Consider the following 25,088-nt stretch of genomic DNA (forward strand, 5'->3'; position numbering starts at 1 on the left):
GTCACCTCGATCCGCCTTCCACTTTCCCTTCATACGTTTTTTCCGAGAGAGCCCATTCCGCCTCGGCCACATCCGAAAAAGGAAGGACACCGGTTGCGGTCTGCTGGTATTTTTCATGGCCCTTTCCGGCAATTAAGACAATGTCTCCGGGAGCGGCCCGGAAAATCGCTTGGCGTATGGCGTCTTTCCGATCCAGCACCGCCTCGACTGTCGAACAGTCCCCGCCGAACCCTTCCTTGATATCCCGTACAATGCGTACCGGATCTTCATTGCGCGGATTATCGGTCGTGATGAAAACGAGAGATGAATAGCGGACAGCCAGTTCTCCCATCTCCGCCCGTTTCCCCTTATCCCGTTCTCCCCCACAACCGAAGACAGTGATCAGCTTTCCGTAGCAAATGGTCGACAGTGTTTGCAGGACAGCTTCAAGTGCATCCGGCGTATGGGCATAGTCGATGAATACCTGGACTCCATCCTGCTCCAGGCGCTGTAACCTTCCTTCCGGCAATGCCAACATACTTATTTGGTCGGCAACGTCATCAACCGTATAGCCGAGAGCGATGAGTGCACTTGCCGCTGCAATGGCGTTCAGTCTATTATAATGGCCCGGGATGGCAAGTTTTTGAAGGATCAGATCTGTCGAATAGCCGAGCATGGCAGCCGCGCCAAAATAGAGAGTAGGCCGTTCCGAAGCGTCTGCCATTTGACGGCATTGCGTATCATCTTGATTGACAATGATGGCATGGGCTTGATGTAGCAATCGTCCTTTGGCGGCAATGTAAGCTTCCCTGCCGCCATGTTCCTCATAATGGTCTTGGCCGATATTCAATAGGAGGCCGACGTCGATTTCACAATGTGCAAGCCGCGAGTTGGCCAAGCCGATGGAGGAGGCTTCCAAGATGACATGAGTTACCCCCCGGCTTTCACAATACGCCAATAAAGGATGCAAGTATTCAGCGGGCAGCGTAGTCATTTCCGGACAGTCATACTCCATTCGGCGCCCTTCGATGAAAATGCCGATCGTACCGATCACGGCACATCGGATGCCAAGCCCTTGCAATAATTGCCCGATGAAATGGGTGACGGTCGTCTTGCCATTCGTCCCGGTCACCGCCACGACCGTCAACCTTTCAGACGGATTGCCTGCTAACCGGGCACTTGCATAGGAAAGGAATTTCCGGCAATCCGGTACTGTGATGATCGGCACATTCAGCGGAAGCTCCGACAAGGAGGGTCGATCGACAACGATAGCAACAGCTCCTTTTTGTATCGCTTCTTCTATATAACTGGCTCCATCTTGCCGCTTCCCTTTCCTAGCGACGAAGAGGAACCCTTCCCCGACATTGGCGGCCCGTTCTGTAACGCCCGTGACCTGAACCCGGGGGCGCCCCCCCGTGACTGTGCAAGGCCAATCTTTTAGAAGCTCCGTTACATGCAACACCCCTCTCCCCTTCCCGAACATTTTCGAAAAACACGAATATATTGAGAGCGAACATACTTTATCGTATGAACAAGAAGGTATGAATGTCACGAAGAAAGTTGGGGGTCTATATGATCGTCCAGAAATTCGGCGGAATCGCCATGAGAGATGAACAGATGAGAGCCGCATGCATCGAGCATATAAGGGATGGTTTAAATAAGTACCGTCATGTATTGGTCGTGGTCTCCGCTATCGGGCGGATGCATGATCCCTACTCGACAGATAGCCTCTTGCAACTGACAACTGCTTTTTCATCGGATATGAAAGCCCGTGATCTAGCGGCATCTTGTGGGGAACTGATCGCCGCTGCCGTCCTCTCAGCAGAATTGAAGGCGGCGGGAGTCCCCAATCTGGTGCTGCATGGGAATCGGGCCGGTGTCACGACTAGCGGTGAATTCGGCGATGCTGCCATTGAATCGATTGATACATCTCCGATCCTCGATGGATTCGAAGAAAGCCGCTGCCTGATCATTCCCGGATTTCAAGGAGTCAATGACAAAGGCGAAGTGATGACACTCGGCAGGGGGGGCAGCGATTTGACCGCCATTGCTCTAGGGGCCGCTTTACAAGCACATCATGTGACGTTTTATAAAGATGTACCCGGAGTCATGACAGATGATCCAAAACAAGTAGCCACCGCAAAAAAACTGGACAAAATTTCATTACAGGACTTTTTGCCGCTGCTCGATTGTGAAAAGCCAATCATTCAGAAGCGGGCGGCCATGCACGCTTTGGACAAAAAAACACCCCTTTACATAAGGGGCATTTGCAATCCGGAAGAGGGAACTTGGGTATTGCCGTAATTCATTCCTCTTCTGGCTCAGTTTCCTCCGCAACTCTGCGGATCATATCTTGTGTATAGTATTTTCCATAGGCACCGGTGCCGATATGGGTGAAATCCTTATCAAGCAGAACATTCCGATGGGCCGGAGAATTGAGCCAACCGTGGACGGCTTCAATCGCATCTACATAATTGAAGGCGATGTTCTCTCCCGCTTTCTTATGGATGATGTCAGCCGCCTTGAGTCGGTTGGCCAAATTGCCGGTCCCAGGAGATTCATGGGAAAAATAATTTTCAATGGCCATGTCCTTGCTATGTTCACTCGCTACAACATCGAGCTGCTCATCCCACACGAGCTCCGGTAGGTCATGTTTGATTCGATAATGGTTCGTCAATTCGAAAATCTGAAGTTCCATCGCATGATTCACTTCCATTTGAACCATGGAAGATGGTCGTTCCGCTGTAACCATATTGCCCATATACGCCATGTCATAAGGCTGCTGGATGACTAACATAATGGGATCGATGAAACGGACCGCCTCCAATGCACCATCCACATCATCGATATAAAGCTGTGCATAGACCCCCTCATATGGAACTAACACACGGTTTTTCATATCATCGCTATTAAGAGTAAAAGTATAAATATTATTGTCGACCTTGACATTCACTTCCGATTCCATAATAGTGAACCGTCGAATCTCTTCGACTTGTTGACTGATAGTAAACGGGGTGACATCAGCTTTCACATCGGCGCTATAAATTTGCATGACTACGCCATCCTGGACTCCAGCCATCAACCGGTCTGCTCCCCTGTACACCCACCAATGGAAGCCATAGCCGGATGGCTCCTTTCGGTCCGGTTCTCCAAAAACCTCCACCAACGCATCCGCTTTTTTTCCGACAAATGTGGAAATCCCTTTCGTCGGGCGGGCTAAAGCATCCATCCTCGATTCTTCCCCTGAAGGAGGAACTGGAATCGGGTTTCCATGGTTGACTGGGGATTCCAACAATTCATTTTCCAATACACGATCATCCATATAATAAAGAAAGGCAAGGACTAGGATCAAAAGTACTCCAATTCTCCAAATCACTTTCATAAACGGCGTCCCGCTCCCCTTGTGTAATATTTTAACAATTCACAGAATCAAATGATTTTCTCAAAATATACTCCGCAATTGCCTATAGGATAAGACAAAATACAGGATGGAGTAAACCATCAGTATACCTTATTCTCAATTGGACAGTAAATAGTTTGAATTTCAAAATGACTTTTTTGAGCGAATAATGGCTCTCTTTTATTATACTTCGGTATTGCCTGATATAGATTAAATAGTAAATTATTTTTCTCCGTCCAATATTTGCTGACACAATGTTGTCATTGCAACTAGATTCGTTTTGTTCTATTATTAATAGGTATAGGGTAATGGCTGGATTATATATAAGGAGGATGTAACAATGTATATTGAAAATACAGACATTGAAAATATTCTTGCAGACGTCAACGTACTGGACGAAATCATGCTGAAACATGATTTGATCCGTGCTGGACAATGGGATTATGAACGTGTCACATACGATAAAAAATATGTTGTGAAAGAAGGCACATATTATTTACGCGTATTCGGCGTAGCAACTGAAGGGGATGTAGATGCACGCGATGCGATCATCCAACTGAAAAAACCGGTTATCGGAAAGTACTACTACCCATTTGGTGTTGAATACGGGGAAGAAGAACATTTTCCAGCCAGCCTGCTGAAAGATTGCGCTGCTACGTTAAAAGCGGTGAATGCAGATCTAAAACCGTATAATTTGACAGTGGCAACAGAAGTGCAGGAAGCTAAGAAAGAAAAGAAACCAGCTTTAACAAAATAATTTGATTCATGTCACCGGAGAGCGTCCTGTTCTCCGGTTTTTTTCTACTCATACGTTTTCTAGAAATTCTTGTCTCTTCCTATTCAATTCTTCCTCTTTTGGGTATAATTAAAATAGTGAATATTTTTGGGGGAATGACGGTTGGCAAAATGGCTTACGAAACGAAACTTTATTATTTTTTTGAGCATCATCTTGGTTATTTTACTATTCGTGTTCATCGTGCCGGTGTCCTTACCGATCATCTTTGCACTGATTACAGCTTTACTGATCGATCCTCTTGTCCGACTGGCAGAAAAAAGATTCAAATGGAGCCGTAAAATTTCCGTCATCTCGGTATTCATTTTCATCCTCGCTATCGTCACCTCCATTCTATATTATACGGTGACTCGCCTCATTGGGAAGATCATCCATTTTACAAAAGAAGCACCCAATTATTTCAATTCCATGTCGGGGTTATGGATTGATACACAGAATAAGTTATTTCAGTATACGGCAGGCATGCCGGACGATGTAGTCAAAGCGATCCAAAAAGAGTTCAAAAATATTTTTGAATCCATCCGGGATTCGGTATTGGACTTGCTAAGTTACCAACGGATCATGGACCTGATGACTGATATTCCTAATCTCCTCGTCGCTTTGCTCGTCTATCTGATAGCCCTCTTTTTATTCATGCTTGAATTGCCTGAACTTAAAAAGATGCTTTTTAGGCATTTGACAACATCTACAGCCGAAAAAGTGCGATATATGATCACGAAGCTGAACACTGTCATCTTCGGATTCATGAAAGCCCAGCTTCTCGTCAGTTTCATCATTTTAGCGGTGACATTCATAGGGCTGCTCATCATCTCACCGAAATACGCCGTTGTCATGTCACTCGTCATCTGGATCATTGACGTCATTCCGATTCTCGGGTCGATTATTATCCTGGCGCCATGGTCACTGTATCATTACATAAGCGGGGATGTCGCCATGGGCACGAAGTTAGCGATTTTAGCGGCTATTCTCCTTATCATCCGAAGAACGGTCGAACCAAAGGTAATGGGTTCCCAGATCGGGTTATCACCGCTTCCGACATTAATAGCGATGTTCATCGGATTGAAGCTGATTGGCTTCCTCGGCTTTTTCCTCGGGCCACTTATTGTCATCCTTTTTACAACAGCAAGGGAAGCAGGAATCATCAAACTCAGCTTCAGAATATGATAAAAAACACGGAACCCGTCGTATGGGTCACGTGTTTTTTGTTTACAATCCTAATATCGCTTTGAAAACCGACGTCGTCTCCCCGCCTTTATAGAAAATATAGAGAAGAAGATAGACAGCCACCCCTGTAATGGCGGTGAAAAACCAGATGACACTCGTAACAGGGCCAATTTTGCGGTGACGCACCAAATTCTGCTTCAGGCCCGTGTAAATCGTGACGATGCCGAAAACGGCCCCCGTTGTCGCTAAAAAGATGTGAAAGATAAGAAATATCGTATAATACACTTTTAAATGTTCGGGTCCGCCAAAAGCGGTATTCCCGACAAACACCGTCCGAGAAAGGTAAATGATGAAAAAGAGCAGCGCCGAAACCGCGGCCGCCAGCATCGTCTTCTTATGCGCTTCAATTTTTTTCTTCCGAATCAAATACCACCCGATTGCAACCAGCACCGCCGACAGAACAATGAAGAAGGTGCTGATTGTTGGCAGTAATGGGACATCCATATTACTTCTCCCCTATCAAGAGCCGTGCATCGTCAATTTTTGACGTTCCAGTAAATCTCTTTTAGTTATTTCATCGGCATCTCGCTGTTCTTCTTTATACCATTTAATAAATATTTTACCAATTACTACTACATAAATAAGTTCCTGAATGACTTTCATCAAAATGCCGCCCAATTGTTGATCATACACTGTAGGCATTTTCGTAAATAATTCTGGGCCTGAAATGCCTAGTCCCGAAAGTCCGGCAAGGGTGCTTCCAGGTACGCAAAGAGCCATCGCTTGCAGCCATGCTTCTCCACTGCTATACGTGTCATAAACAGGGACATCCACGAAGATGATGAGAGCACAGGCCGGTGTGATCAGAATAGCACTGAGAATGACGTAACCGATTTTCTTCAATCCATGAAGTTTAGGCTGTCCTTCCAGTGTATTGACGATCGGCCACCATAAAAAGATAGCAAAGATGAATAATGTGATGGTAAACAGTGCATGGAAGATAATGCTAAGTTTTACTTGATCCAAAATAAACGGATAGTGATACAAGGAAAACATAATGGTAAACAGAATAAGGCTCAGGACGGGATTCGTAAAGAAGCGCATTGCTCTACCCACGATCTTGATATCCAATACCTTTTTCCAAATCCAGTCTGGGATTCCGATGATTAAAAAAGGAGCAACTATCAAAAGAAGTATAGCCATTTGCGCCATATGAACCGAGAATAGAATATGGCCCATCAAATCCATCGGCGAGCCTTTCACGATATAGAGCAAGACCATCGAGGCAAGGAAATAGCCAATCTCCTTCCGAGTCACCGGCTCCTCCCCATCAAACTTATGTCTCCATTTCTTGGTCAATAAAAAATATAAAACCACCGCGGCAAGGATCGATAAGAAAAACCAAGGACTCCACAATGCGCGAAATCCGAATATGCTCAAAGGCAACATTGCCATCGCTCCTTCACTAAAGTCTTTCTCCATTATAAATCGTACCATCAATGAACACAATGAATGAACTATGACAAATTGCCAATTCTCGACATACAGAATGCAATGACGCACAAAAAGAAAGCCTAGGGAAGATTATTCTTCCCTAGGCTTTCCGTCTAGCATTACCACCATACAATTGTGACGAAAGTCAACGGAATGAGGAAGCCAAGCAATGCGCCTGTGAACATGAACATTTGTGGAATGCCATGCCCTTTTTCACTCATGTGCATGAAGTAATACAATTGTAAACCGACTTGGACGGCAGCGAATAACATGATTATCGGAATGATGAAGAATTTGGAAAATCCGACAACTCCGGATTCAAATGCAACCACCATGGAGAATGAAAGCAATGTGAGGAAGATCATCAATGAAAACATCATGACCTGCGCACGCATAGCCTGCTTTCCACGTCGCCGCCCTAATTCCATTTCAGCAGGAGACTTTTTGTAGACTTGAATGTCCGCCATATTAACCTACCACTCCCATCAAGTAGACTACAGTGAAGATGAACACCCAGACAACGTCGATAAAGTGCCAGTACAGCGAGAAAGTATAATACTTCGTCGCATTGTACAAGTTTAGGCCGCGTTTGGCATTACGGAAAATCAACAGTGTAATCCAAACTAGACCGACGGCCACGTGGAAACCGTGTGTTCCGACTAACGTATAGAACGAAGAACTGAACGCACTGCTGCCATACGTGAAACCAAGTTGCACATAGTGAGAGAACTCATATACTTCAAGCATCAAGAATCCAAGGCCCAAGAAGGCTGTGATTCCAAGCCAAAGCTGCATTTTCTTGAAGTTGTAGTTTTTCAAATGATACATTGCGTATACACTCGTCAAGGACGATGTCAAAAGGAGCATTGTCATGACGAAGACAAGAGGCAACTCATAAAGTCCCTGAGTGGTGAATTCAAAGCCGCTTGGCCCTTTGTTTTTCAATGCAACATATGTTGCGAACAGAGTTGCGAAGAGGATGGTTTCCCCTCCAAGGAAGAGCCAGAAACCGACAAACTTGTTCTTTGCCTCAAGTGTCGCTTTCTCCGGGTGATCCGGCCACGTTTCAGGGGTGAATTTAGTATTCAAAGCCATCAGTTTTGACCCCCTTTGCGTTTTAGATCATTGAGAATGTCTTCTTTCTTAACATAGAAGCCCAAATCGTCTTTCAAGGAACGTACTCCCATCGCAACGAATGTCCAAGCAAGACCGAAAATGAGAACCGCCAAGCCCCATGAAGTTTCGGTACGGAACATCGCACCAAATCCGGCAATGAATAATCCAAGTGTCATGAGGAACGGAATAATGGAACCGTTCGGCATATGGATATCCGTAACAGGCTCAGCAGCTGTGAGGCCTGATTCATTCCCCTCCTGTTTCTCAATCCACACTGTGTCAAGTCCACGTACAAGTGGTGTTGCAGCAAAGTTGTAGAAGACTGGAGGTGATTCGATTGCCCATTCAAGCGTACGTCCGTCGCCCCAAGGGTCATTTCCAACTTTCACATTTCTTACAGAAGTCATCACGATGTTGATGACGAGTACGATAACCCCAACTGCCATGAGAAGGGCACCAATCGTACTGATGTAGTTTGCAGTGTTCCAGCCTTGTCCGTCCATGAACGTCCAGACACGGCGCGGCATTCCCCAGAATCCTAACCAGTGCTGGATCAGGAATGTCATGTGGAAACCGATAAAGAAAAATACGAATGTAATTTTACCAAGTGCTTCGTTCAGCATCGTACCGAACATTTTTGGCCACCAATAATGAGTAGCTGCCAAAATCGCAAGTACTACCCCACCGACGATAACGTAGTGGAAGTGGGCAACGATAAAGTAGGAGTCATGCAATTGATAGTCAAGCGGAGCCGCACCCTGCATAACACCTGTAACTCCACCCATGACGAATGATGGAATGAAACCTAGAGCATACAACATCGGAGTCGTAACTTTGATACTGCCGCCCCACATAGTAAGTAACCAGTTAAAGATCTTAACCCCAGTTGGTACGGCAATCGCCATTGTTGCAACCGCAAAGATCGCGTTCGCAGTCGGTCCAAGACCTACTGTGAACATATGGTGAGCCCAAACCATGAAACCGAGGAACCCGATGAGTACCGTAGCGAATACCATGGACGGATAACCGAACAGGCGCTTCCGTGCAAACGTCGAGAAGATTTCAGAGAAAATACCGAATGCCGGCAAAATCAGAATGTAAACCTCAGGGTGACCGAAAATCCAGAAAATATGCTCCCAGATAATTGTATTACCACCATTGAGATGATCAAAGAAATTTCCACCGAACATACGGTCGAATGTCAAGAAGAACAATCCGACTGTAAGTGGAGGGAAAGCGAATAGAATCATTGCTGATGCGACGAACGTAGTCCATGTAAACAATGGCATACGCATGTAAGTCATACCCGGAGCACGCATGTTAATGATGGTGACCAGGAAGTTGATTCCCGCCATTAACGTACCACCACCGGCTATTTGAAGACCGATTGCATAGAAGTCAATACCATGTCCTTCAGATGCAAGTGATAATGACGCATAAGACGTCCATCCGGCATCCGGCACTTGGCCAACTAACCATGAAATATTAAGGAATAATCCTCCGAAGAAGAACATCCAGAAACCTAACGAGTTAATGAATGGGAACGCAACGTCCCGTGCTCCAATCTGAAGAGGCACGATCGCGTTCATAAAACCGAATAATATCGGCATGGCCGCAAGGAAGATCATCGTCGTACCGTGCATCGTGATCAGATCATTGAAAAGCCCAGCACTGACAAGATCGTTGTTCGGTTTTAATAGCTGCAAACGGATAATCATCGCTTCTATACCGCCGAGTACGAAGAAGAAGCCTCCGCCCACGAAATATAGAATCCCGATTTTCTTATGGTCGACTGTTGTCATCCAGTCCCACAACGTTGCGCCAAAACCCTTTTTTTGAGCAACTGAACTCACTACTTTTACCTCCTCTACAAATTCACGTTACAAATCATTTCTCAACAGATAAGCCCATGAGATACTCGGAAAGTGCATCTAGTTCCGCATCACTCAGTTGAGGGAAAGATGGCATTTTGTTGCCAGGTTTATGTTTTTGTGTATCCACGATCCAGTCTTTCAGATCTTCTTCCGTATGGTCCATGAATCCAGCAATGCGGTTACGGTCACCGAAAGTTGCAAGGTTTGGTCCTTGCGCGCCAGTTTCACCCACGCCAGATACTGCGTGACATCCGATACAGCTTTGTTGGAACACATCTTCACCTTGTGGATTTGCAACCACTTGGTTATCCGCAGTTGCTTGCATGGAAGCTGCCCATTGATCAAATTCGGCACGCGGCATAGTTTTTACTTTAAAGTCCATAAGTGCGTGTGATGGTCCGCAAAGTTCAGCACATTTCCCGTAGAACACACCATCTTTTAGATCTTTTGATTCTTTTTCGAATACTAAATAGAATTTATTAACGTTTTCAACGTTCGTGTCGAGCTTACCGCCGACTGCTGGAATCCAGAACGAGTGCTTAACATCCGCGGCAATCAGATTGAAGTACACTTTTTCATCAGTCGGAACAACCAATTCCTGAGCCGTCACAATCCCGAGGTCAGGATATTCGAATTCCCACCAATATAGTTTTGCTGTCACGTCGACAACAAGGTTTTCTGCATTCCCTTCATCATCTACAGCACCCATCGCCGTTACATCCCCTAATTTATATGTGTAGTAAACCGTAGGGACGGCTAAGAGCAGGATCAGAAGAATCGGAATGATTGTCCATACCAGTTCCAGTGTGTGGCTTCCTTCAACTTGCTCAGGAATATGTTTCTCGCCAAATTTGGAACGACGGAAACGAACTAGAGCAATCACGTAGATGGTAACGACAACAAGGATAACGAGTAACATAATTGCTGATGACAATAGCAGCAAATTGAATTGGTCCCTTCCGACTTGACCGGCGGGAAGGAGCGTGGATATCTCTTCTTGTCCGCACCCGGCAAGGAACACTGTCAGAACTGCCAAAAGAGAAAAGAGACGCCACTTTTTGAGTCCTTTCATCATCGCTTAATGATACCTCTCTTTCTAAAAAATGTTTTTCTAATTTTGAGGACTGATGACCTCTCTATGTGAATTCCTGCGTTAAGAAAGAATTCCGGTTAGATAAAAATAGAAAAGATAATCATGGCTACAAACAAGATTGTCATGTAGTTCAGTGAATAGATGAACATGGAAGTCGCCCATTTCAGGTCGTCTTCCGCCTTGAACCCTTTAAGAGCCAGATAAAGCCATCCAAGGTTCAACAACGTTGCAAGTACTATGAAACCGATTCCTAAAGGCATGAGCAAAAATGGCAATGGCAACAGCAAAAGAACCCAGCCGAGCATCGACTTCTTCGTCCTGGCAAATCCTTTTACAACCGGCAGCATTGGAATATTCGCAGCCCGGTACTCCTCCGTCCGACGCATCGCCAACGCGTAGAAATGCGGCGGCTGCCAGATGAACATGATTAGGAACAGCGCCCATGCACCGACTCCGAGCGACGGCTCAACCGCGGCCCATCCGATCAACGGTGGGATTGCACCGGAAATGCTGCCGACAATCGTATTGGCGACATGCTTCCGTTTCGACCACATCGAATAGAGTACAACATAACTGAACACACCCGCAAGACCCCAAAAGCCTGCTGGCATGGATGCCGAGAACAATAGGATTTCTCCGAGAACAATGAATGTGAGTGCGAGTGCCAAAACAGCCGGTGCTTTGAAGCGGCCTGTCACAGTCGGTCTCGATTTTGTCCTTGACATAATCGGGTCGATATCACGATCAATCAGATTATTCAGCGCCGCAGACCCGGCGATGATCAATCCGGTTCCCGCAATCGCATAAACAAGCAGATCAAGGTTATGCAGAAAACCTCTGCCAGTGAATTGAAATGCCAGGAAGAGTCCGGTGAATGTCGTAATCAGATTTGAATTGACGATACCGATTTTGATGAGTGCAAGGAAATCCTTGAAGGCCGATGCCGTTTCCATTTCCGGTTTGACCGCCGTCGAAATAGTTCGACCGTTTGACATATCCCCCCCTCCTTTCAAAGTTGTCAGCGAAAACCGCTATACATTTAACTATATCGAAATTTAGGCATAATTTCTATACATAATCAAAAATTCCCCAAATTCCGTGGTGACTCGACAAGAATCAAACAATGCTTTCTTATAGTTGAATCCGTCAAATTGTTTTCGCTGCATAAATAGCTGTGTTCAGATAATCCTTCACCCTCCCTATGATAAAGCATTTCACCAACCCATTTGTGAAGTTAAAGGTTCTTTTTTATGAACAATTTGTGAAATGAAGAGGCGGAGTGCTGAATTCCTCCGTTGGACATTGTTTTTTCGTTTTTTTTTCGTTATCATCGAAAAAGCAGGGGCCATTTTATCAATGGTCATTACTTAAAAGTAGGTGTTTTGCTTTTGCGATATAATAAATATTTAAAATGGTTCGCGGTCGCTTCGACTGTCGGGATGTTGCTCATCCTTCTAGGCGGAGCCCTGGTAACGAAGACGGACAGTGGAATGGGATGCGGACGGCATTGGCCAGGATGTAATGGCCAGCTCATCCCCGATGAAATCACACCCGAAGTGCTCATCGAATTTTCCCATCGTCTCGTAACCGGTGCAGTCGGGATTTTAATCGTCGTTTTGGCGATTTGGTCTTGGAAATCGATTGGCCATATTCGGGAAACTAAATTTTTGGCGTTCATGGCCGTTTTTTTCCTGATCTTACAGGCACTTATCGGGGCAGCTCAAGTATTATGGGGACAAGGTGACTTCATCCTCGCTTTACATTTTGGCATCTCGCTCATTTCATTTGCCTCTGTCCTTTTGCTGACTCTACTCATTTTCGAGGTTGACCAGAAATTCGATGCGGATAAAATCCGAATTGGCAAACCGCTGAAATGGCATACAATCGGCGTATCCATTTACTCATACATTGTCGTCTATACCGGGGCGCTCGTCCGTCATACAAATTCAGGGCTCGTTTGTGCGGATTGGCCGCTTTGCCACAACGGACAGTTTGGATTACCGGGGAATATGTATGAATGGGTGCAGATGGGGCATCGCACTGCCGCAGCCCTCATCTTCATCTGGATCGGCATCATCGCTATTCATGCCTTCCGCCATTACAAGGACCAACGTGCCATCCTTTGGGGCTGGATCATCGCCTTCCTATTGGTTACGGCGCAAGTTATCACAGGAATGATTGTCATTCTGACCAAGTTGAACCTTTACATCGCTCTGTTACACTCCCTATTCATCTCTTTGCTTTTCGGCCTGTTGACGTATATGGTTCTACTCGTTTCAAGAAGCAAGGATAGCAAACAATAGAAAGTCAGTTACACACTACCTTATACTAACCATTAATAAGGCGAATTAATAAAAGCATCCGGAATTTATCCGGATGCTTATTTTTTGCTGGAACGCCTAGTAAGATGCCCAATCCAAGTAGGTCGACCCTAACTTTGGCAGCTTGGTTTATTACGCATGGTCTAATTCGATAAGCAAGTCGCCGGTTGCGATCGATTCTCCGGCGCTGACATGAATGTCTTTCACGACTCCATCGAAAGGTGCCTGGATGGTCGTTTCCATCTTCATCGCTTCCGTGATCAACATATGCTCGCCCCGTCTCACTTTCGTTCCTTTGGAAACCGCGACTTTCAGGACAGTTCCTGGCATTGTGGCCGCGATATGCGATTCATTTTGAGGATCGGCCTTCTGTTTTTTCACAGTATCGGATTCGATGCTCATATCTTCAATGATGACTTCACGCGGTTGTCCATTCAATTCGAAGTAAATGACACGAGTTGCGTCGGATTGCGGCTCCCCGATGGAAACCAATTTGATGATGAGCGTTTTGCCCTTCTCGATCTCCACCTCGATCTCTTCGCCCAGCCGCATCCCATACAAGAATTCCGGCGTGCTCAAGACCGAGACATCTCCGAACATTTGATGCGTTGCGCAATATTCCTCGAACACTTTCGGATAAAGCGCGTGCGCCAGCATTTCGTGGCTTGTCACCGGGCGCTCCAGTTTCTCATTCAATTCTGCACGAATTTTGTCAAAGTCTTCATCTTCGAGCAATTCGCCCGGGCGCACCGTAATCTGTTCCCTGCCTTTTAAGACGACTTCTTGAAGCTCCTTCGGAAATCCGCCGTATGGCTGCCCGATATACCCTTCAAAAAACTCGATGACCGATTCCGGGAAGTCAATCGATTTTCCGCGCAGCAAAACAGATTCTTCATCCAGATCGTTCTGCACCATGAACAATGCCATGTCCCCGACGACCTTGGAGGACGGAGTCACTTTGACGACATCCCCGAACAACAAGTTGACACGGGAATACATATCTTTCACTTCATCCCAGCGTTCGCCCAATCCGACCGCTTTCGCCTGTTGTTGAAGGTTGGAATACTGGCCACCCGGCATTTCATGGACATAGATTTCCGAATGAGGGCTCATCATGCCGCTTTCGAAATGCTGATAATATTTCCGGACATCTTCCCAGTAGTACGATAAATCTTCCAACGACTTGACATCAGCCCGCACTTGACGTTCCCCGCCTTGCAAGGCGTAATATAAGGAACTGGCGGACGGTTGGGACGTGAGCCCCGCCATGGCGCCGAGCGCTGTATCGACAATGTCGACTCCCGCTTCGATGGCCCGTGCATACATGAAAATCCCGTTGCCGCTCGTATCATGAGTATGCAAATGGATCGGCAACTCAATCGTTTCTTTTAATTCAGAAATCAAACGATAGGCTGCTTCCGGTTTCAGCAATCCCGCCATATCTTTGATAGCTAAAATATGGGCACCTGCCGCTTCCAATTCTTTCGCCATCTCTTTATAGTACTCGACTGTATATTTCGCACGGGAATCATCCAAAATATCACCAGTATAGCAGATGGCCGCTTCTGCAATTTTACCCGAGGCGCGTGCTTCATCAATGGCAACTTCCATTCCTTTGATCCAGTTCAAGCTGTCGAAGATGCGGAATACGTCGATTCCCGCTTGCGCTGATGTTGCCACGAACTCGCGGATGACGTTATCCGGATAGTTTTTATAACCGACTGCGTTGGCTCCGCGAAGCAGCATTTGGAACAATACATTCGGGATCTGCTCCCGCAGCTTCAATAGCCGTTCCCATGGACTCTCTTTCAAGAAACGGTAAGCGACATCGAATGTGGCTCCTCCCCACATTTCATAGGAGAACAAGTCTGGCATCATACGGGCCGACTCGGATGCGATTGACGTAATATCAGCAGTCCGGACACGCGTTGCCAATAAGGATTGATGCGCATCCCGGAATGTCGTATCCGTCAGAAGAACATCCTCCTGTTCCTTGATCCACCGGACGAGCCCTTCAGCTCCGCGTTCGTCCAAGATCTGCTTCGTTCCTGCCGGTGGCGGCGTCAGCAAATCGACTTTCGGTTTTCTGGCTGGATGAAATAGTGGTTTCGACTGTTTTCCAATACCCGGAAATCCATTGATGGTGACGTTTCCGATATAATTGAGCATCTTCGTCCCACGGTCTTTCCGATGAGGGAATAAAAATAATTCCGGCGTGGAATCGATGAAACCAGTATCGTAGTCCCCAGTTAAGAAGTTTTTATGTTTGACAACGTTTTCAAGGAACGGAATATTCGTTTTAATGCCACGAATTCGGAATTCCTGCAAGTTACGGTCCATTTTGCCGGCCGCTTCGCGGAATGTCATGCCCCAAGTCGACACCTTCACGAGCAAGGAATCATAATGCGGCGTAATGACAGCCCCTTGGAACCCGTTTCCGGCATCAAGGCGAACGCCAAATCCGCCGCCGGAACGATACACCATTAGTTTCCCGGTATCCGGCATGAAATCATTCAAAGGATCTTCTGTCGTCACCCGCGATTGGATGGCGTAGCCGAATAGCGGTATCTGGGCCTGCGCAGGGATTGCGGATGGTCCTTCATGAAGGTTCTGTCCATCTGCAATATGGATCTGTGCATGGACGATATCAATTCCCGTCACCATTTCAGTAATGGTATGTTCCACCTGGATCCGCGGATTGACTTCGATGAAATAGAAATTTCCATCCGCAACAAGGAACTCAACCGTTCCTGCATTCATATAATTGACGTTCTTCATTAATTTCACAGCTGCATCGCAAATTTGGTTACGCAATCCATCGTCCAACGAAATCGATGGCGCCACTTCGACTACTTTCTGGTGGCGACGCTGGATCGAACAGTCTCGCTCATACAGATGAATGACGTTACCGGACGAATCCCCCAAAATTTGAACTTCGATATGCTTCGGTTTATTGATAAATTTTTCAACATACACCTCATCTGAACCGAATGCAGATTTCGCTTCTGATCTGGCGCGTTCATACGCCTCGAACACTTCATCCGCAGACTGGACGATCCGCATTCCGCGGCCTCCACCACCGAGCGAAGCTTTGATGATGATCGGGTAGCCATTTTCCTCTCCGAATGCCGATACATCCCCTACTGACGTTACAGGGCCATCACTCCCCGGAATGACCGGAATTCCTGCTTGAATCGCCTGTTCCCGTGCTTTGACTTTGTCCCCGAACATGTCCAGGTGCTTCGAAGTTGGGCCGATGAAAATGATCCCTTCCTCTTCCAAGCGACGGGCAAACTCCTCATTCTCTGCTAAGAAGCCATATCCCGGATGGACTGCATTCGCCCCGGAATCCTTCGCGATTGCGATGATTCCCTCGATGTCCAGATAGGCATCAATCGGCTTTTTCCCTTTCCCCACAAGGTAGGACTCGTCTGCCTTGTATCGATGGAATGACCCACTATCTTCCGTCGAATAGATGCCGACCGTTGGAATGTTCAATTCCGTACAAGCCCGAAATATGCGGATTGCAATTTCTCCTCGGTTGGCTACAAGAATTTTCTCAATCTTTTCCATCACAAGGCACTCCCTCTTCTTTTCATTTTTTCATATTTAGTGAATATTGACACATTCATCAATATTCCTAAAGATAAAGATAACAGAATAACAGAGGTTCCGCCATAACTTATAAATGGGAGCGGGACGCCTGTAAGAGGAATTAGTCCTGTCAAGCCTCCTAGGTTGACAAAGGTCTGAATGCCGATCACACTACCGATTCCGGCTGCCAGCATCCGTGCATGTGGGTCTTTTGTCTGTAGGGCAATGTAGAGAGCGCGGAGTACGATGAAGCCGAGTCCCCCTATTACAACAAGCGATCCGAACACACCCAGCTCTTCTGAAATGACAGCCATAATGACATCCGTCTGCGGTTCGGGTAAATATCCCATTTTTTGGACAGAATTTCCTAGACCTAGTCCTTTTACCCCACCCGCACCAATTGCAATATATCCGTTTGCAATTTGATAACCGGAGCCTTGCAAATAATCAAAAGGATTTAAGAAAGACAGCAACCGGCCTTTTCTCGAGTCCGTCATGACGAAATCCCATGCAACAAAAATGATCAAAGCAACGGGAATCATGGCCATCGTTACAATTCCACTCAATTTCATGAAAGTCTTTTTCTTGATTCCGCTTGCGGCCAAGACGGAGAGCGAACCGATAATAATAATGAAAGCCGTCCCAATATCTGTCTCAAACATGATCGAGATAATAGCAAGCACGAGGATCAAAATAGGGGGTCCGATCGATTTGTTAATATTATCAATCGTGCCAGCTTCGTATTTCTTGGCAAAGACACTCGCAAAATAGACAATGATTACAAGCTTCGCAACTTCGGACGGCTGGATATTGCCTAACGGCGTCTTGATCCAGCTATTCGCTCCGACGTGATCCCCCGACCCGATGAAATGGACCGAGAACAGAAGGCAGAGCATGCCGATTACAGAGACGATCATCAATTTTTTTCGTTTATAGTTTTTATACGGAAAAAAGGCGGCCATGAAGAAAGCGGGTATCGCAATGGCCAGGTTAATAAGCTGTTTCCGGTAGTAATGATCGGAAGCATACTCATACCGGTTCACGGCAGCCCCCATACTCGAGCTGTAAATCATGACGAGCCCGAACAGGCAGAGGATCAGATAGGTAAAAAACAGAGGAAAATCAAAATGCTTCAATAAGCGCCTTATATAAAGTTTCATAGCAATACCTCTTCTTCAATCAATTGGCGGACCTCCCTTATCGGGAATCTCCAGTTTTTCAGGTCTATTGTAAGATTGACCTTCCCCTACTGTAACGTGTCAGGAGTGACCGGAGTTCCCCAAATCTCAGCTCCTGCAAGGATTCCATTCAAGTGATGAACGAAATTAAACAAAAAACTCAAACTTTGGATGAGTTTGAGTCTTCGGCTTATTTTTTTGTATATAATTCGTGCAGAACCGTCATCTCTTTTTCAAGCAGGGACAGGATTTCATTCCCCTTATGCCTTTCAATGAGTCCGAGTTTCACCGCAAAATCAATCTCACGGGATAGCCCGTACATTTGGGTATCGAGGACTTCTTCATATAAAGGGCACTGCGGCATAGTTAGATGGTCCATTTGCACCTTAATGAGTTGGGCGATCTTATCGGCATCAGCTTGAAGCTGCTTCAAAGCCTTTTCTTGGTATGTTTCTTGCAAATCTGTATCCATGAGGGTGCCCTCACCAACCTTTTTCTAATCGGTTATTATGAATAAATTGTATCTTTTGAGACGCCAAAAAGCAAGTGTTTCCCTTCCGTGAACGCTGGGCGCTGTTTTAAATCATTGTTCAATCATAGGAAAAAGCGGTATACTTAAAAACGAAAGGATATTGCGAGGTAGGAGGAAACGAATTTGGAATCTATCATTCCGATCCAAGGAAAGGTAAAGCATGTCATCACTTTAGATCCGACAGTTTGGATTTTTGATGACCGGCGGATCGACCTGACAACATACTTTACACAGGAACAGATCAACATTGATGAAATGGAACAATATAAAAAAGACATGGGCAAGCATTGGTCCCGTGAAATCATGGAAGGGGCCACCTTCCCACCCACATTGAAAACCGAGGCGAAATACGAGAAGACCAAAATGCTGACAGGAACATTCGGCATCCTGTTGCAACAATTCATTCGGATCGCGGGACCAGCGGAGGACGCCAAGACGATTGTGTTTGAACTGGCCAACGGAGAAGAGTTTTCTGTCCCTTTGGAAGAAGGAGATCGGCTGATTTTCAAATTCAGCGATGAAGGAAAACCACTCCGTGAAGATGGACCGGTTCATCTTCTATTCACAGACGGTTCCAATCAAAACGACCCCGTCCGCAACATCCACGCCATCCGAATCGACTGAAGGAGGGATCGCCATGCGCGTCAAATGTGTCATATGCGACGAAATCGGGCAGCTTCCCGATGACCTTCCATTGGCTAAAAAATTGAGGAATCGCCCGATTCATACGTATATGTGTGAACGGTGCAGCGACCGGATTGCAGAAAAGACCATTGCCCGCATCGCGACAGGAAACTTTTTCTTCCGGCGTAGCACCCATCCGATTGAAAAAGATTTTTAACCAGAAAAGCATAAGGTGCCTGTACAGCTCCGATAACCGCTGAAATGTATGGCCGGAAAGGCTCGTCTTTCCTAAAGGGGCTGAACAGCAACGATAGAGCCGGGCACCTGCATTTTTATCTGAAATTGAAAAAAAGACTCCGTCGCATTACGATGCGATGGAGTCTTCTTTGTGTTCATTCAGCCTGCGGACGCGATAGATGATTAAAATGAGCGCCGCGACAATCATCCCTTCCACGATAGGAAGATAAATCGCAAAAAACGTCAGAACTATACATCCCAAGAACAGGAAACTGTAGATCACAATATTTTGCCATGGTTTTATCTTCCTGGCAAAACCCAGCTTAAATACAATGGCGGAAAGGATGAAAACAACTATAAATAACCAAATCCCAGTTGAAGTTGATGACGTCAGCTCAAAAATCAAACGAGCAACTGGAGACATAGCTTCAATTGCTTCTGCATCCCCGATAGTACCATTCATTTAGCACATTCCCTTCTAACTGAAAGCGATAGTACGCATATTATAAATCCTGTACCTACCACTATATATCATTCTGCAAATTTTTTCTTCTTTTGGATCCGTTCGCGTTCGTTTTTATCCAAGATTTTTTTACGGAGTCTGATCGATTTCGGAGTGACTTCACAATACTCATCATCATCCAAGTATTGCAACGCTTCCTCCAGAGACATGATCCGTGGTTTCTTCGTCGTGACGGTCTGGTCTTTCGTAGCAGAGCGCACATTCGTCGCTTGTTTTGCTTTCGTCAAGTTGATTGTCAAATCATTATCCCGCGTATTTTCTCCGACAATCATCCCTGCATAGATATCCGTTCCCGCTTCTACGAACATTGTGCCGCGATCCTCTAGCTGCATTATACCATAAGGCGTCGCAGTTCCGTTCTCCATTGATACGAGAACGCCATGTCGACGGCCTCCCACTTTTCCGGATGCCATCGGTTTGTACGAATCGAAGGTGTGGTTCAAAATGCCGTATCCTCTCGTCAATGTAAGGAATTCGGTCGTATAGCCGATCAATCCACGTGCAGGCACAAGGAAGATGAGGCGGACTTGGCCATTGCCGTTATTGATCATATCGAGCATTTCGCCTTTCCGTTCACCGATCGATTCGATGATGGATCCAGTATGTTCTTCCGGAATATCGATCTGTACCCGTTCAACAGGCTCTGATTTCACTCCGTCAATCTCTCTGACGATAACAGACGGTTTGGAAACTTGCAGCTCGAATCCTTCCCGTCTCATATTTTCAATCAGGATGGATAAATGAAGTTCCCCGCGGCCAGATACTGTCCAAGCATCGGGGGAGTCGGTCGGCTCAACACGAAGTGAAACGTCCGTCTGCAGTTGCTGTTCCAATCGCTCTTCGATTTTCCGTGCCGTGACCCATTTCCCTTCTTTCCCGGCAAACGGGCTATTGTTGACAAGGAATGTCATCTGAAGCGTCGGCTCGTCGATATGCAAAGATGGTAGAGCTTCCGGATGGTCGACCGGACAAATTGTTTCACCGACATCGATGTCTTCCATTCCGGAGACTGCAACCAAGTCTCCTGCGAAGGCCTCTTGGATTTCAATTCGTTTTAGCCCAAGGAATCCGGACATTTTCGTCACCCGGAAGTTTTTCAACGAACCGTCTCGTTTCATAACGGACACTTGCTGTCCGACTTTCATCGTTCCTCGGAAAATACGTCCGATACCGATTCGGCCGACATAATCGTTATAATCAAGGAGGGATACTTGAAATTGCAGCGGTTCATCCCGATTGTCGATCGGTGCCGGAATATGTTCGATAATGGCGTCGTAGAGCACGCGGAGCGTATCTTCCTGGTCGACAGGATCCGGAGAGAGACTGGCAGTTCCATTAAAACCGGATGCGTACACAACCGGGAATTCAAGCTGCTCATCATTCGCATCCAATTCGATGAACAATTCCAACACTTCATCGACGACTTCTACAGGCCGCGCAAATTCCCGGTCGATTTTATTGACGACTACGATCGGTTTCAAATTCTCTTCGAGTGCTTTCTTCAAAACGAAGCGTGTTTGCGGCATGCATCCTTCATACGAGTCGACGACCAAAATAACACCGTCCACCATTTTTAGGATCCGTTCCACCTCTCCACCAAAATCGGCGTGGCCTGGTGTATCCAGAATATTAATTTTTTTATCTTTATACTCAACGGCTGTCGTTTTTGCCAAAATGGTAATTCCACGTTCCCGTTCAATATCGTTCGAGTCCATAGCCCGTTCATCCACATGCTCATTAGAGCGGAAAATCCCGGATTGTTTCAAAAGTTGGTCAACCAATGTCGTTTTTCCGTGGTCAACGTGTGCGATAATTGCTATATTACGTAAATCATTACGTACATTCGACATAATTTCACTCCATTATTCTTTTTTCAGTCGTATAACTGTGTTATTATAACATATAGCATACCGATACTAAAACAATTTATCTAATAGATGGAGGGTTTTTTTTGAAAGACATCAAATGGGTCTTCGTCATTTATTCACTTGCAGCCGTCGCCGCCATGTGTGCCATTGGAGTGGCTATCGCCATGCGGAGCCCGCTCGTAGGCATCGCGGCCATCCTCGCACTTGTTTACATCATGGGCAATGGATTCAAAACGAAAAAGAAAATGCGCGAGCAAGGGCTACTATAACTAAAGATGGTTCACTGATCGGAGATACGACCAGCGAACCATCTTTTATTTTAAGTGTATGTAGCTTTTCAAAATATCCTCGTGCAGCCCCGGTCTGGCAACGATGAAGGTGTCCTGTGACAGCAAGTTCGGCGGCTGGCCTTTCATGGTCGTCGCGACGGCCCCCACTTCTTGCGCAATGACGATGCCTCCTGCAATGTCCCAAGGCGCCAAACGCATCGACAGATACGCGTCGATCCGCCCGGAAGAGACATAGGCCAGTTCGATGGCAGCAGACCCATAGGATCTCGTTCCCCGACATTGCTTGATCATCCGGATGATCGGTTCATTATCCATATATCGATTCGGCGCGACCCAGCTGGCATTGATACCGATGACCGCTTCCTGCAAAGGGGTGATTTCAAGTTGCGGCAGCCTTTCATCGTTGAAATAGGCCCCTTCCCCTTTGGCTGCATTATAAAAGTCATCCCGCATCACATCATAGATATAGCCGAGCATCCCCACTCCGTCTGCATAGATCCCTAACGATATGGCGAAGTTCCGTCGTTGGTGAATGAAATTCATCGTCCCGTCAATCGGATCCAAAATCCAGATGACCCCATCCAACGAAGTGACCTGATCGCCTGCCCCTTCTTCACCCAATATGCGGTGATCCGGAAAATCACGCTTGATGCGGTCAATGAAAAACTCTTCCACTTCCCGGTCGATATTCGTAACCAAATCATTGGCATCCGATTTCGTGTCGATGTCAATATGACTGAAAAACGAATTCCGGATTTTATGACCCGCTTCTTTAATGATGGATTTTGCGTAACGGTCGATACTCCCCCAGTTCATAACTCCGCCCCTCTCAACTAACTGCCTTTTCTTTATTATAGCATAAGTAAAAAAGTGCCGGACGTCATTTCCCATGGCAACATTGGCACTCTTGTGTCGGATGAATTTATTTCAAAAACGCATAATAAGACCGAAGCGACTGAAGGTTTCGGATGGAAGAGAACGAAAAAACACCCCTGCACTCTTTCTCCGTTTCCGAAGTTCGTGCACGGATGCCTTTTCGGGTCAACCAGCTTACATTAAGCGAAACCATTCAACATCTCCAGCTCCCGATGGATATCCGCAAGGCGCTGTTTACTTTTCTTCTGCTGCTTTTCATCCTTCTCCTCAATTGCGTCAAACAGTGTCGCTAACTCGTAGTCAAGCTCCAGATTGAGCATCGATACATATTCTTTCTCGAATTCGGCTTTCCTAATTACATGAACGACTTGTTTCATGATGAACACCCTTTCTCCGTTAAAATTATGGGAATTTCATTTGTTATCATTAGGATATGCAGCGTTTTTGGTTTCGCTTAGTGGTAAGCCTTGTTATTAAAATTGTTCCCCAAATTCTGTTACGATAAACGTGAATATTGAATTGGAGGAGTCATAATGCACAAGTCCTTTTGGGAAGAAAAAGATTTTGATGTGTTTACTATCGATGGACTCGAGAAAAGAATGGAAGCATTACAAGCTCGGGTTCAGCCGAAATTCGAACTATTGGGAAGGCTATTTGCAGACCACCTTTCTTCACATGGAACGGATGAATTTTACCCCCACGTCGCAAAACATGCGCGTCGGACCGTCAATCCCCCTTCCGACAGCTGGGTTGCCTTCGCTCCAGCAAAAAGGGGATATAAAGCGTTGCCTCATTTCCAGATTGGCCTTTGGAAGACGCATCTATTCATCATTTTGGCCGTCATCTATGAAAACCCAGATAAAAAAGGGATTGCCGAACGGCTTTCCAGACAAGTGAACGTCCTGACCGACCTGCCTGCAGACTATATCGTCTCCGGCGACCATATGAAGCCGGAAGCAACAGCAATCGGGGAAGCCGGAAAAGAAGGGATCGAAGCATTGTTGGACCGGTTACAAACCGTAAAAAAAGCGGAATTCCTCGTCGGCCGCCACTTGGACCGGGAAGCGGCAGTCAAAATGACGGAACCCGAATTCCTGGCATACGCCGAAGAAACGATCAACCGTCTCCTACCCGTATACGACATCGTCATCGGAAGACAGTGAGATTTATGCAAAAAGGATCGTCCGCTGCATCGCGGACGACCCTTTTCGATAGGGAATTTCTTTAGTACATTCCAACGTTTCCACCTCTTTACAGGGATTTAGGCCAACCTCGAAACATTTCGTCTCTACCTCGAAATGTTTCATGCCAACCCTGAAACATTTCGCCTCCACCTCACAACGTTCCGATGCCTCACAACATTCCCGTCAAACCTCGAAACATTCTAGATGAACTCCGCAACAAATCCAGCCAACCTCAAAACGTTTCATGCCAAGCTCAAAACATTTCGCCTCCACCTCACAAAGTTTCCACCACTTCATAATATTCTCCACCAACCTCAAAACATTTCCCCCCACCTCTCAACGTTCCACCACACTCCCACAACATCCTCCCATCAAAAAAAGCACAGCGCTTATCGCTGTACTCCTTTGATCGTAGCTCCTGCTTCTGTACTTTTAGCTTCCTTGATAATTGGGTAACCTGCATAGCCGCTCGCCTCTTCAAATTGTTTCAGTAAGGTTTTCTCCTCCGCTTTCGATGGGACGATTTCCTTGAAACGGCGATAAGCTTCGAGAAATGCTTCCCTTGGCACACCGGATTCATAGGCTTTTTCAACAACCGCGTAAAATTCAGTCACGGTGATGATTTCATCCGTTGTCCAATCGGTACTGATCGGATAGTTATAATTCAATTCAAGCCACACTCCTCTTGATCTATGCTACTCATCTTCCCACACTCACTGTAGATTTGATTCAAAATTAAGTTTCTCCTTATTATATCCCTCGTTCATTGCGCCATGCGATGGAAAAGCTCTGTCACCGTCAAGCGCCATCTGCCATACCCTTCACTTTGCTAACCGTACCAATTCCTTCCGTTACATATAACCCATTTCACTCGCCAGCCGCCAATCAATCAGGTCTATTTACAAGCTTATAATAAAACAGAACGATTGCAAATGTATCCATTTCTAC

General features: G+C 46.2%; 25 protein-coding genes. 8 read left to right on the forward strand and 17 right to left on the reverse strand.

Annotated features, from left to right (window positions below):
• Position 1 precedes the first annotated feature (1 nt).
• Complete coding sequence (locus MKY41_RS07805; protein WP_340744496.1) at positions 2-1,438, reverse strand: UDP-N-acetylmuramoyl-L-alanyl-D-glutamate--2,6-diaminopimelate ligase; 1,437 nt, start codon at positions 1,436-1,438, stop codon at positions 2-4.
• Between the two features lie 86 nt (positions 1,439-1,524).
• On the opposite strand from MKY41_RS07805, the gene MKY41_RS07810 reads away from it, so the two are divergent.
• Complete coding sequence (locus tag MKY41_RS07810) at positions 1,525-2,283, forward strand: amino acid kinase family protein (RefSeq protein WP_340744497.1); 759 nt, start codon at positions 1,525-1,527, stop codon at positions 2,281-2,283.
• Position 2,284: 1 nt separating this feature from the next.
• Here the strand turns inward: MKY41_RS07810 and MKY41_RS07815 are convergent, their stop codons facing one another.
• Entirely contained in the window at positions 2,285-3,361 is a 1,077-nt protein-coding gene (locus tag MKY41_RS07815; RefSeq protein WP_340744498.1) for a CAP domain-containing protein, read from the reverse strand.
• Between the two features lie 358 nt (positions 3,362-3,719).
• On the opposite strand from MKY41_RS07815, the gene MKY41_RS07820 reads away from it, so the two are divergent.
• On the forward strand, positions 3,720-4,136 hold the full coding sequence (locus MKY41_RS07820; protein ID WP_340744499.1) for a YugN family protein: 417 nt from the start codon (positions 3,720-3,722) through the stop codon (positions 4,134-4,136).
• Positions 4,137-4,277: 141 nt separating this feature from the next.
• Positions 4,278-5,336 (forward strand): sporulation integral membrane protein YtvI, encoded by a 1,059-nt coding sequence (gene ytvI, locus MKY41_RS07825; protein ID WP_340744500.1) that lies wholly within the window; start codon positions 4,278-4,280, stop codon positions 5,334-5,336.
• 42 nt (positions 5,337-5,378) lie between these two features.
• On the opposite strand, the gene MKY41_RS07830 is transcribed toward ytvI, so the two are convergent.
• The 7 genes from MKY41_RS07830 to cyoE form a co-directional block, all read right to left on the reverse strand.
• Positions 5,379-5,840, reverse strand: a complete 462-nt coding sequence (locus tag MKY41_RS07830; protein ID WP_340744501.1) for a DUF420 domain-containing protein — start codon at positions 5,838-5,840, stop codon at positions 5,379-5,381.
• 15 nt (positions 5,841-5,855) lie between these two features.
• Positions 5,856-6,833, reverse strand: a complete 978-nt coding sequence (gene ctaG / locus MKY41_RS07835; protein ID WP_340744502.1) for a cytochrome c oxidase assembly factor CtaG — start codon at positions 6,831-6,833, stop codon at positions 5,856-5,858.
• 116 nt (positions 6,834-6,949) lie between these two features.
• Positions 6,950-7,297: a cytochrome C oxidase subunit IV family protein gene (locus tag MKY41_RS07840; RefSeq protein ID WP_340744503.1), complete on the reverse strand. Its 348-nt coding sequence runs from the start codon at positions 7,295-7,297 to the stop codon at positions 6,950-6,952.
• Between the two features lies 1 nt (position 7,298).
• The gene (locus tag MKY41_RS07845) at positions 7,299-7,925 is read right to left on the reverse strand and encodes a cytochrome (ubi)quinol oxidase subunit III (RefSeq protein ID WP_340744504.1); all 627 of its coding nucleotides are present in this window, start codon (positions 7,923-7,925) and stop codon (positions 7,299-7,301) included.
• Positions 7,925-9,799, reverse strand: a complete 1,875-nt coding sequence (locus MKY41_RS07850; protein ID WP_340744505.1) for a cytochrome c oxidase subunit I — start codon at positions 9,797-9,799, stop codon at positions 7,925-7,927. The genes MKY41_RS07845 and MKY41_RS07850 overlap by 1 nt, the downstream gene beginning before the upstream one ends.
• Positions 9,800-9,833: 34 nt before the next feature.
• On the reverse strand, positions 9,834-10,895 hold the full coding sequence (gene coxB / locus MKY41_RS07855) for a cytochrome c oxidase subunit II (protein WP_340744506.1): 1,062 nt from the start codon (positions 10,893-10,895) through the stop codon (positions 9,834-9,836).
• A gap of 95 nt (positions 10,896-10,990) precedes the next feature.
• Positions 10,991-11,908 carry a heme o synthase gene (cyoE, locus tag MKY41_RS07860; protein WP_340744507.1) on the reverse strand — a complete coding sequence of 306 codons (918 nt, stop codon included), beginning with the start codon at positions 11,906-11,908 and terminating at the stop codon, positions 10,991-10,993.
• A gap of 393 nt (positions 11,909-12,301) precedes the next feature.
• Here cyoE and MKY41_RS07865 point away from each other — a divergent pair, with 393 nt between their 5' ends.
• Positions 12,302-13,216 (forward strand): COX15/CtaA family protein, encoded by a 915-nt coding sequence (locus tag MKY41_RS07865; protein WP_340744508.1) that lies wholly within the window; start codon positions 12,302-12,304, stop codon positions 13,214-13,216.
• 150 nt (positions 13,217-13,366) lie between these two features.
• Here MKY41_RS07865 and pyc read toward each other — a convergent pair whose 3' ends face one another.
• The 3 genes from pyc to MKY41_RS07880 all read right to left on the reverse strand — a co-directional run bounded on the left by pyc (position 13,367) and on the right by MKY41_RS07880 (position 18,478).
• A complete protein-coding gene (gene pyc / locus MKY41_RS07870; protein WP_340744509.1) occupies positions 13,367-16,807 on the reverse strand; it encodes a pyruvate carboxylase in 3,441 nt (1,146 codons plus the stop codon).
• Positions 16,807-17,988 (reverse strand): FtsW/RodA/SpoVE family cell cycle protein, encoded by a 1,182-nt coding sequence (locus MKY41_RS07875; RefSeq protein WP_340744510.1) that lies wholly within the window; start codon positions 17,986-17,988, stop codon positions 16,807-16,809. The genes pyc and MKY41_RS07875 overlap by 1 nt, the downstream gene beginning before the upstream one ends.
• Before the next feature lie 208 nt (positions 17,989-18,196).
• Complete coding sequence (locus MKY41_RS07880; protein WP_340744511.1) at positions 18,197-18,478, reverse strand: YlaN family protein; 282 nt, start codon at positions 18,476-18,478, stop codon at positions 18,197-18,199.
• A 183-nt stretch (positions 18,479-18,661) separates the two neighbouring features.
• On the opposite strand from MKY41_RS07880, the gene MKY41_RS07885 reads away from it, so the two are divergent.
• Both MKY41_RS07885 and MKY41_RS07890 read left to right on the forward strand, forming a co-directional pair.
• Positions 18,662-19,162 carry a peptidyl-prolyl cis-trans isomerase gene (locus tag MKY41_RS07885; protein WP_340744512.1) on the forward strand — a complete coding sequence of 167 codons (501 nt, stop codon included), beginning with the start codon at positions 18,662-18,664 and terminating at the stop codon, positions 19,160-19,162.
• 13 nt (positions 19,163-19,175) lie between these two features.
• A complete protein-coding gene (locus MKY41_RS07890; RefSeq protein ID WP_340744513.1) occupies positions 19,176-19,379 on the forward strand; it encodes a YlaI family protein in 204 nt (67 codons plus the stop codon).
• Between the two features lie 147 nt (positions 19,380-19,526).
• Here MKY41_RS07890 and MKY41_RS07895 read toward each other — a convergent pair whose 3' ends face one another.
• A complete protein-coding gene (locus tag MKY41_RS07895; RefSeq protein WP_340744514.1) occupies positions 19,527-19,862 on the reverse strand; it encodes a YlaH-like family protein in 336 nt (111 codons plus the stop codon).
• A 68-nt stretch (positions 19,863-19,930) separates the two neighbouring features.
• Entirely contained in the window at positions 19,931-21,772 is a 1,842-nt protein-coding gene (gene typA, locus MKY41_RS07900; RefSeq protein ID WP_340744515.1) for a translational GTPase TypA, read from the reverse strand.
• Positions 21,773-21,873: 101 nt separating this feature from the next.
• Between typA and MKY41_RS07905 the strand changes: the two genes are divergently transcribed.
• Positions 21,874-22,059: a YlaF family protein gene (locus tag MKY41_RS07905; protein WP_340744516.1), complete on the forward strand. Its 186-nt coding sequence runs from the start codon at positions 21,874-21,876 to the stop codon at positions 22,057-22,059.
• Positions 22,060-22,104: 45 nt separating this feature from the next.
• On the opposite strand, the gene MKY41_RS07910 is transcribed toward MKY41_RS07905, so the two are convergent.
• Both MKY41_RS07910 and MKY41_RS07915 read right to left on the reverse strand, forming a co-directional pair.
• Positions 22,105-22,896, reverse strand: coding sequence for an inositol monophosphatase family protein (locus MKY41_RS07910; protein ID WP_340744517.1), 792 nt, complete (start codon positions 22,894-22,896; stop codon positions 22,105-22,107).
• Between the two features lie 239 nt (positions 22,897-23,135).
• Positions 23,136-23,333 carry a hypothetical protein gene (locus MKY41_RS07915; RefSeq protein WP_041073797.1) on the reverse strand — a complete coding sequence of 66 codons (198 nt, stop codon included), beginning with the start codon at positions 23,331-23,333 and terminating at the stop codon, positions 23,136-23,138.
• Between the two features lie 156 nt (positions 23,334-23,489).
• Here MKY41_RS07915 and MKY41_RS07920 point away from each other — a divergent pair, with 156 nt between their 5' ends.
• Entirely contained in the window at positions 23,490-24,119 is a 630-nt protein-coding gene (locus MKY41_RS07920; protein WP_340744518.1) for a YktB family protein, read from the forward strand.
• A 410-nt stretch (positions 24,120-24,529) separates the two neighbouring features.
• Here MKY41_RS07920 and MKY41_RS07925 read toward each other — a convergent pair whose 3' ends face one another.
• Complete coding sequence (locus MKY41_RS07925) at positions 24,530-24,808, reverse strand: UPF0223 family protein (protein WP_340744519.1); 279 nt, start codon at positions 24,806-24,808, stop codon at positions 24,530-24,532.
• Between the last annotated feature and the right edge of the window lie 280 nt (positions 24,809-25,088).

Source organism: Sporosarcina sp. FSL W7-1349 (assembly GCF_038003045.1).
Lineage (GTDB): Bacteria > Bacillota > Bacilli > Bacillales_A > Planococcaceae > Sporosarcina.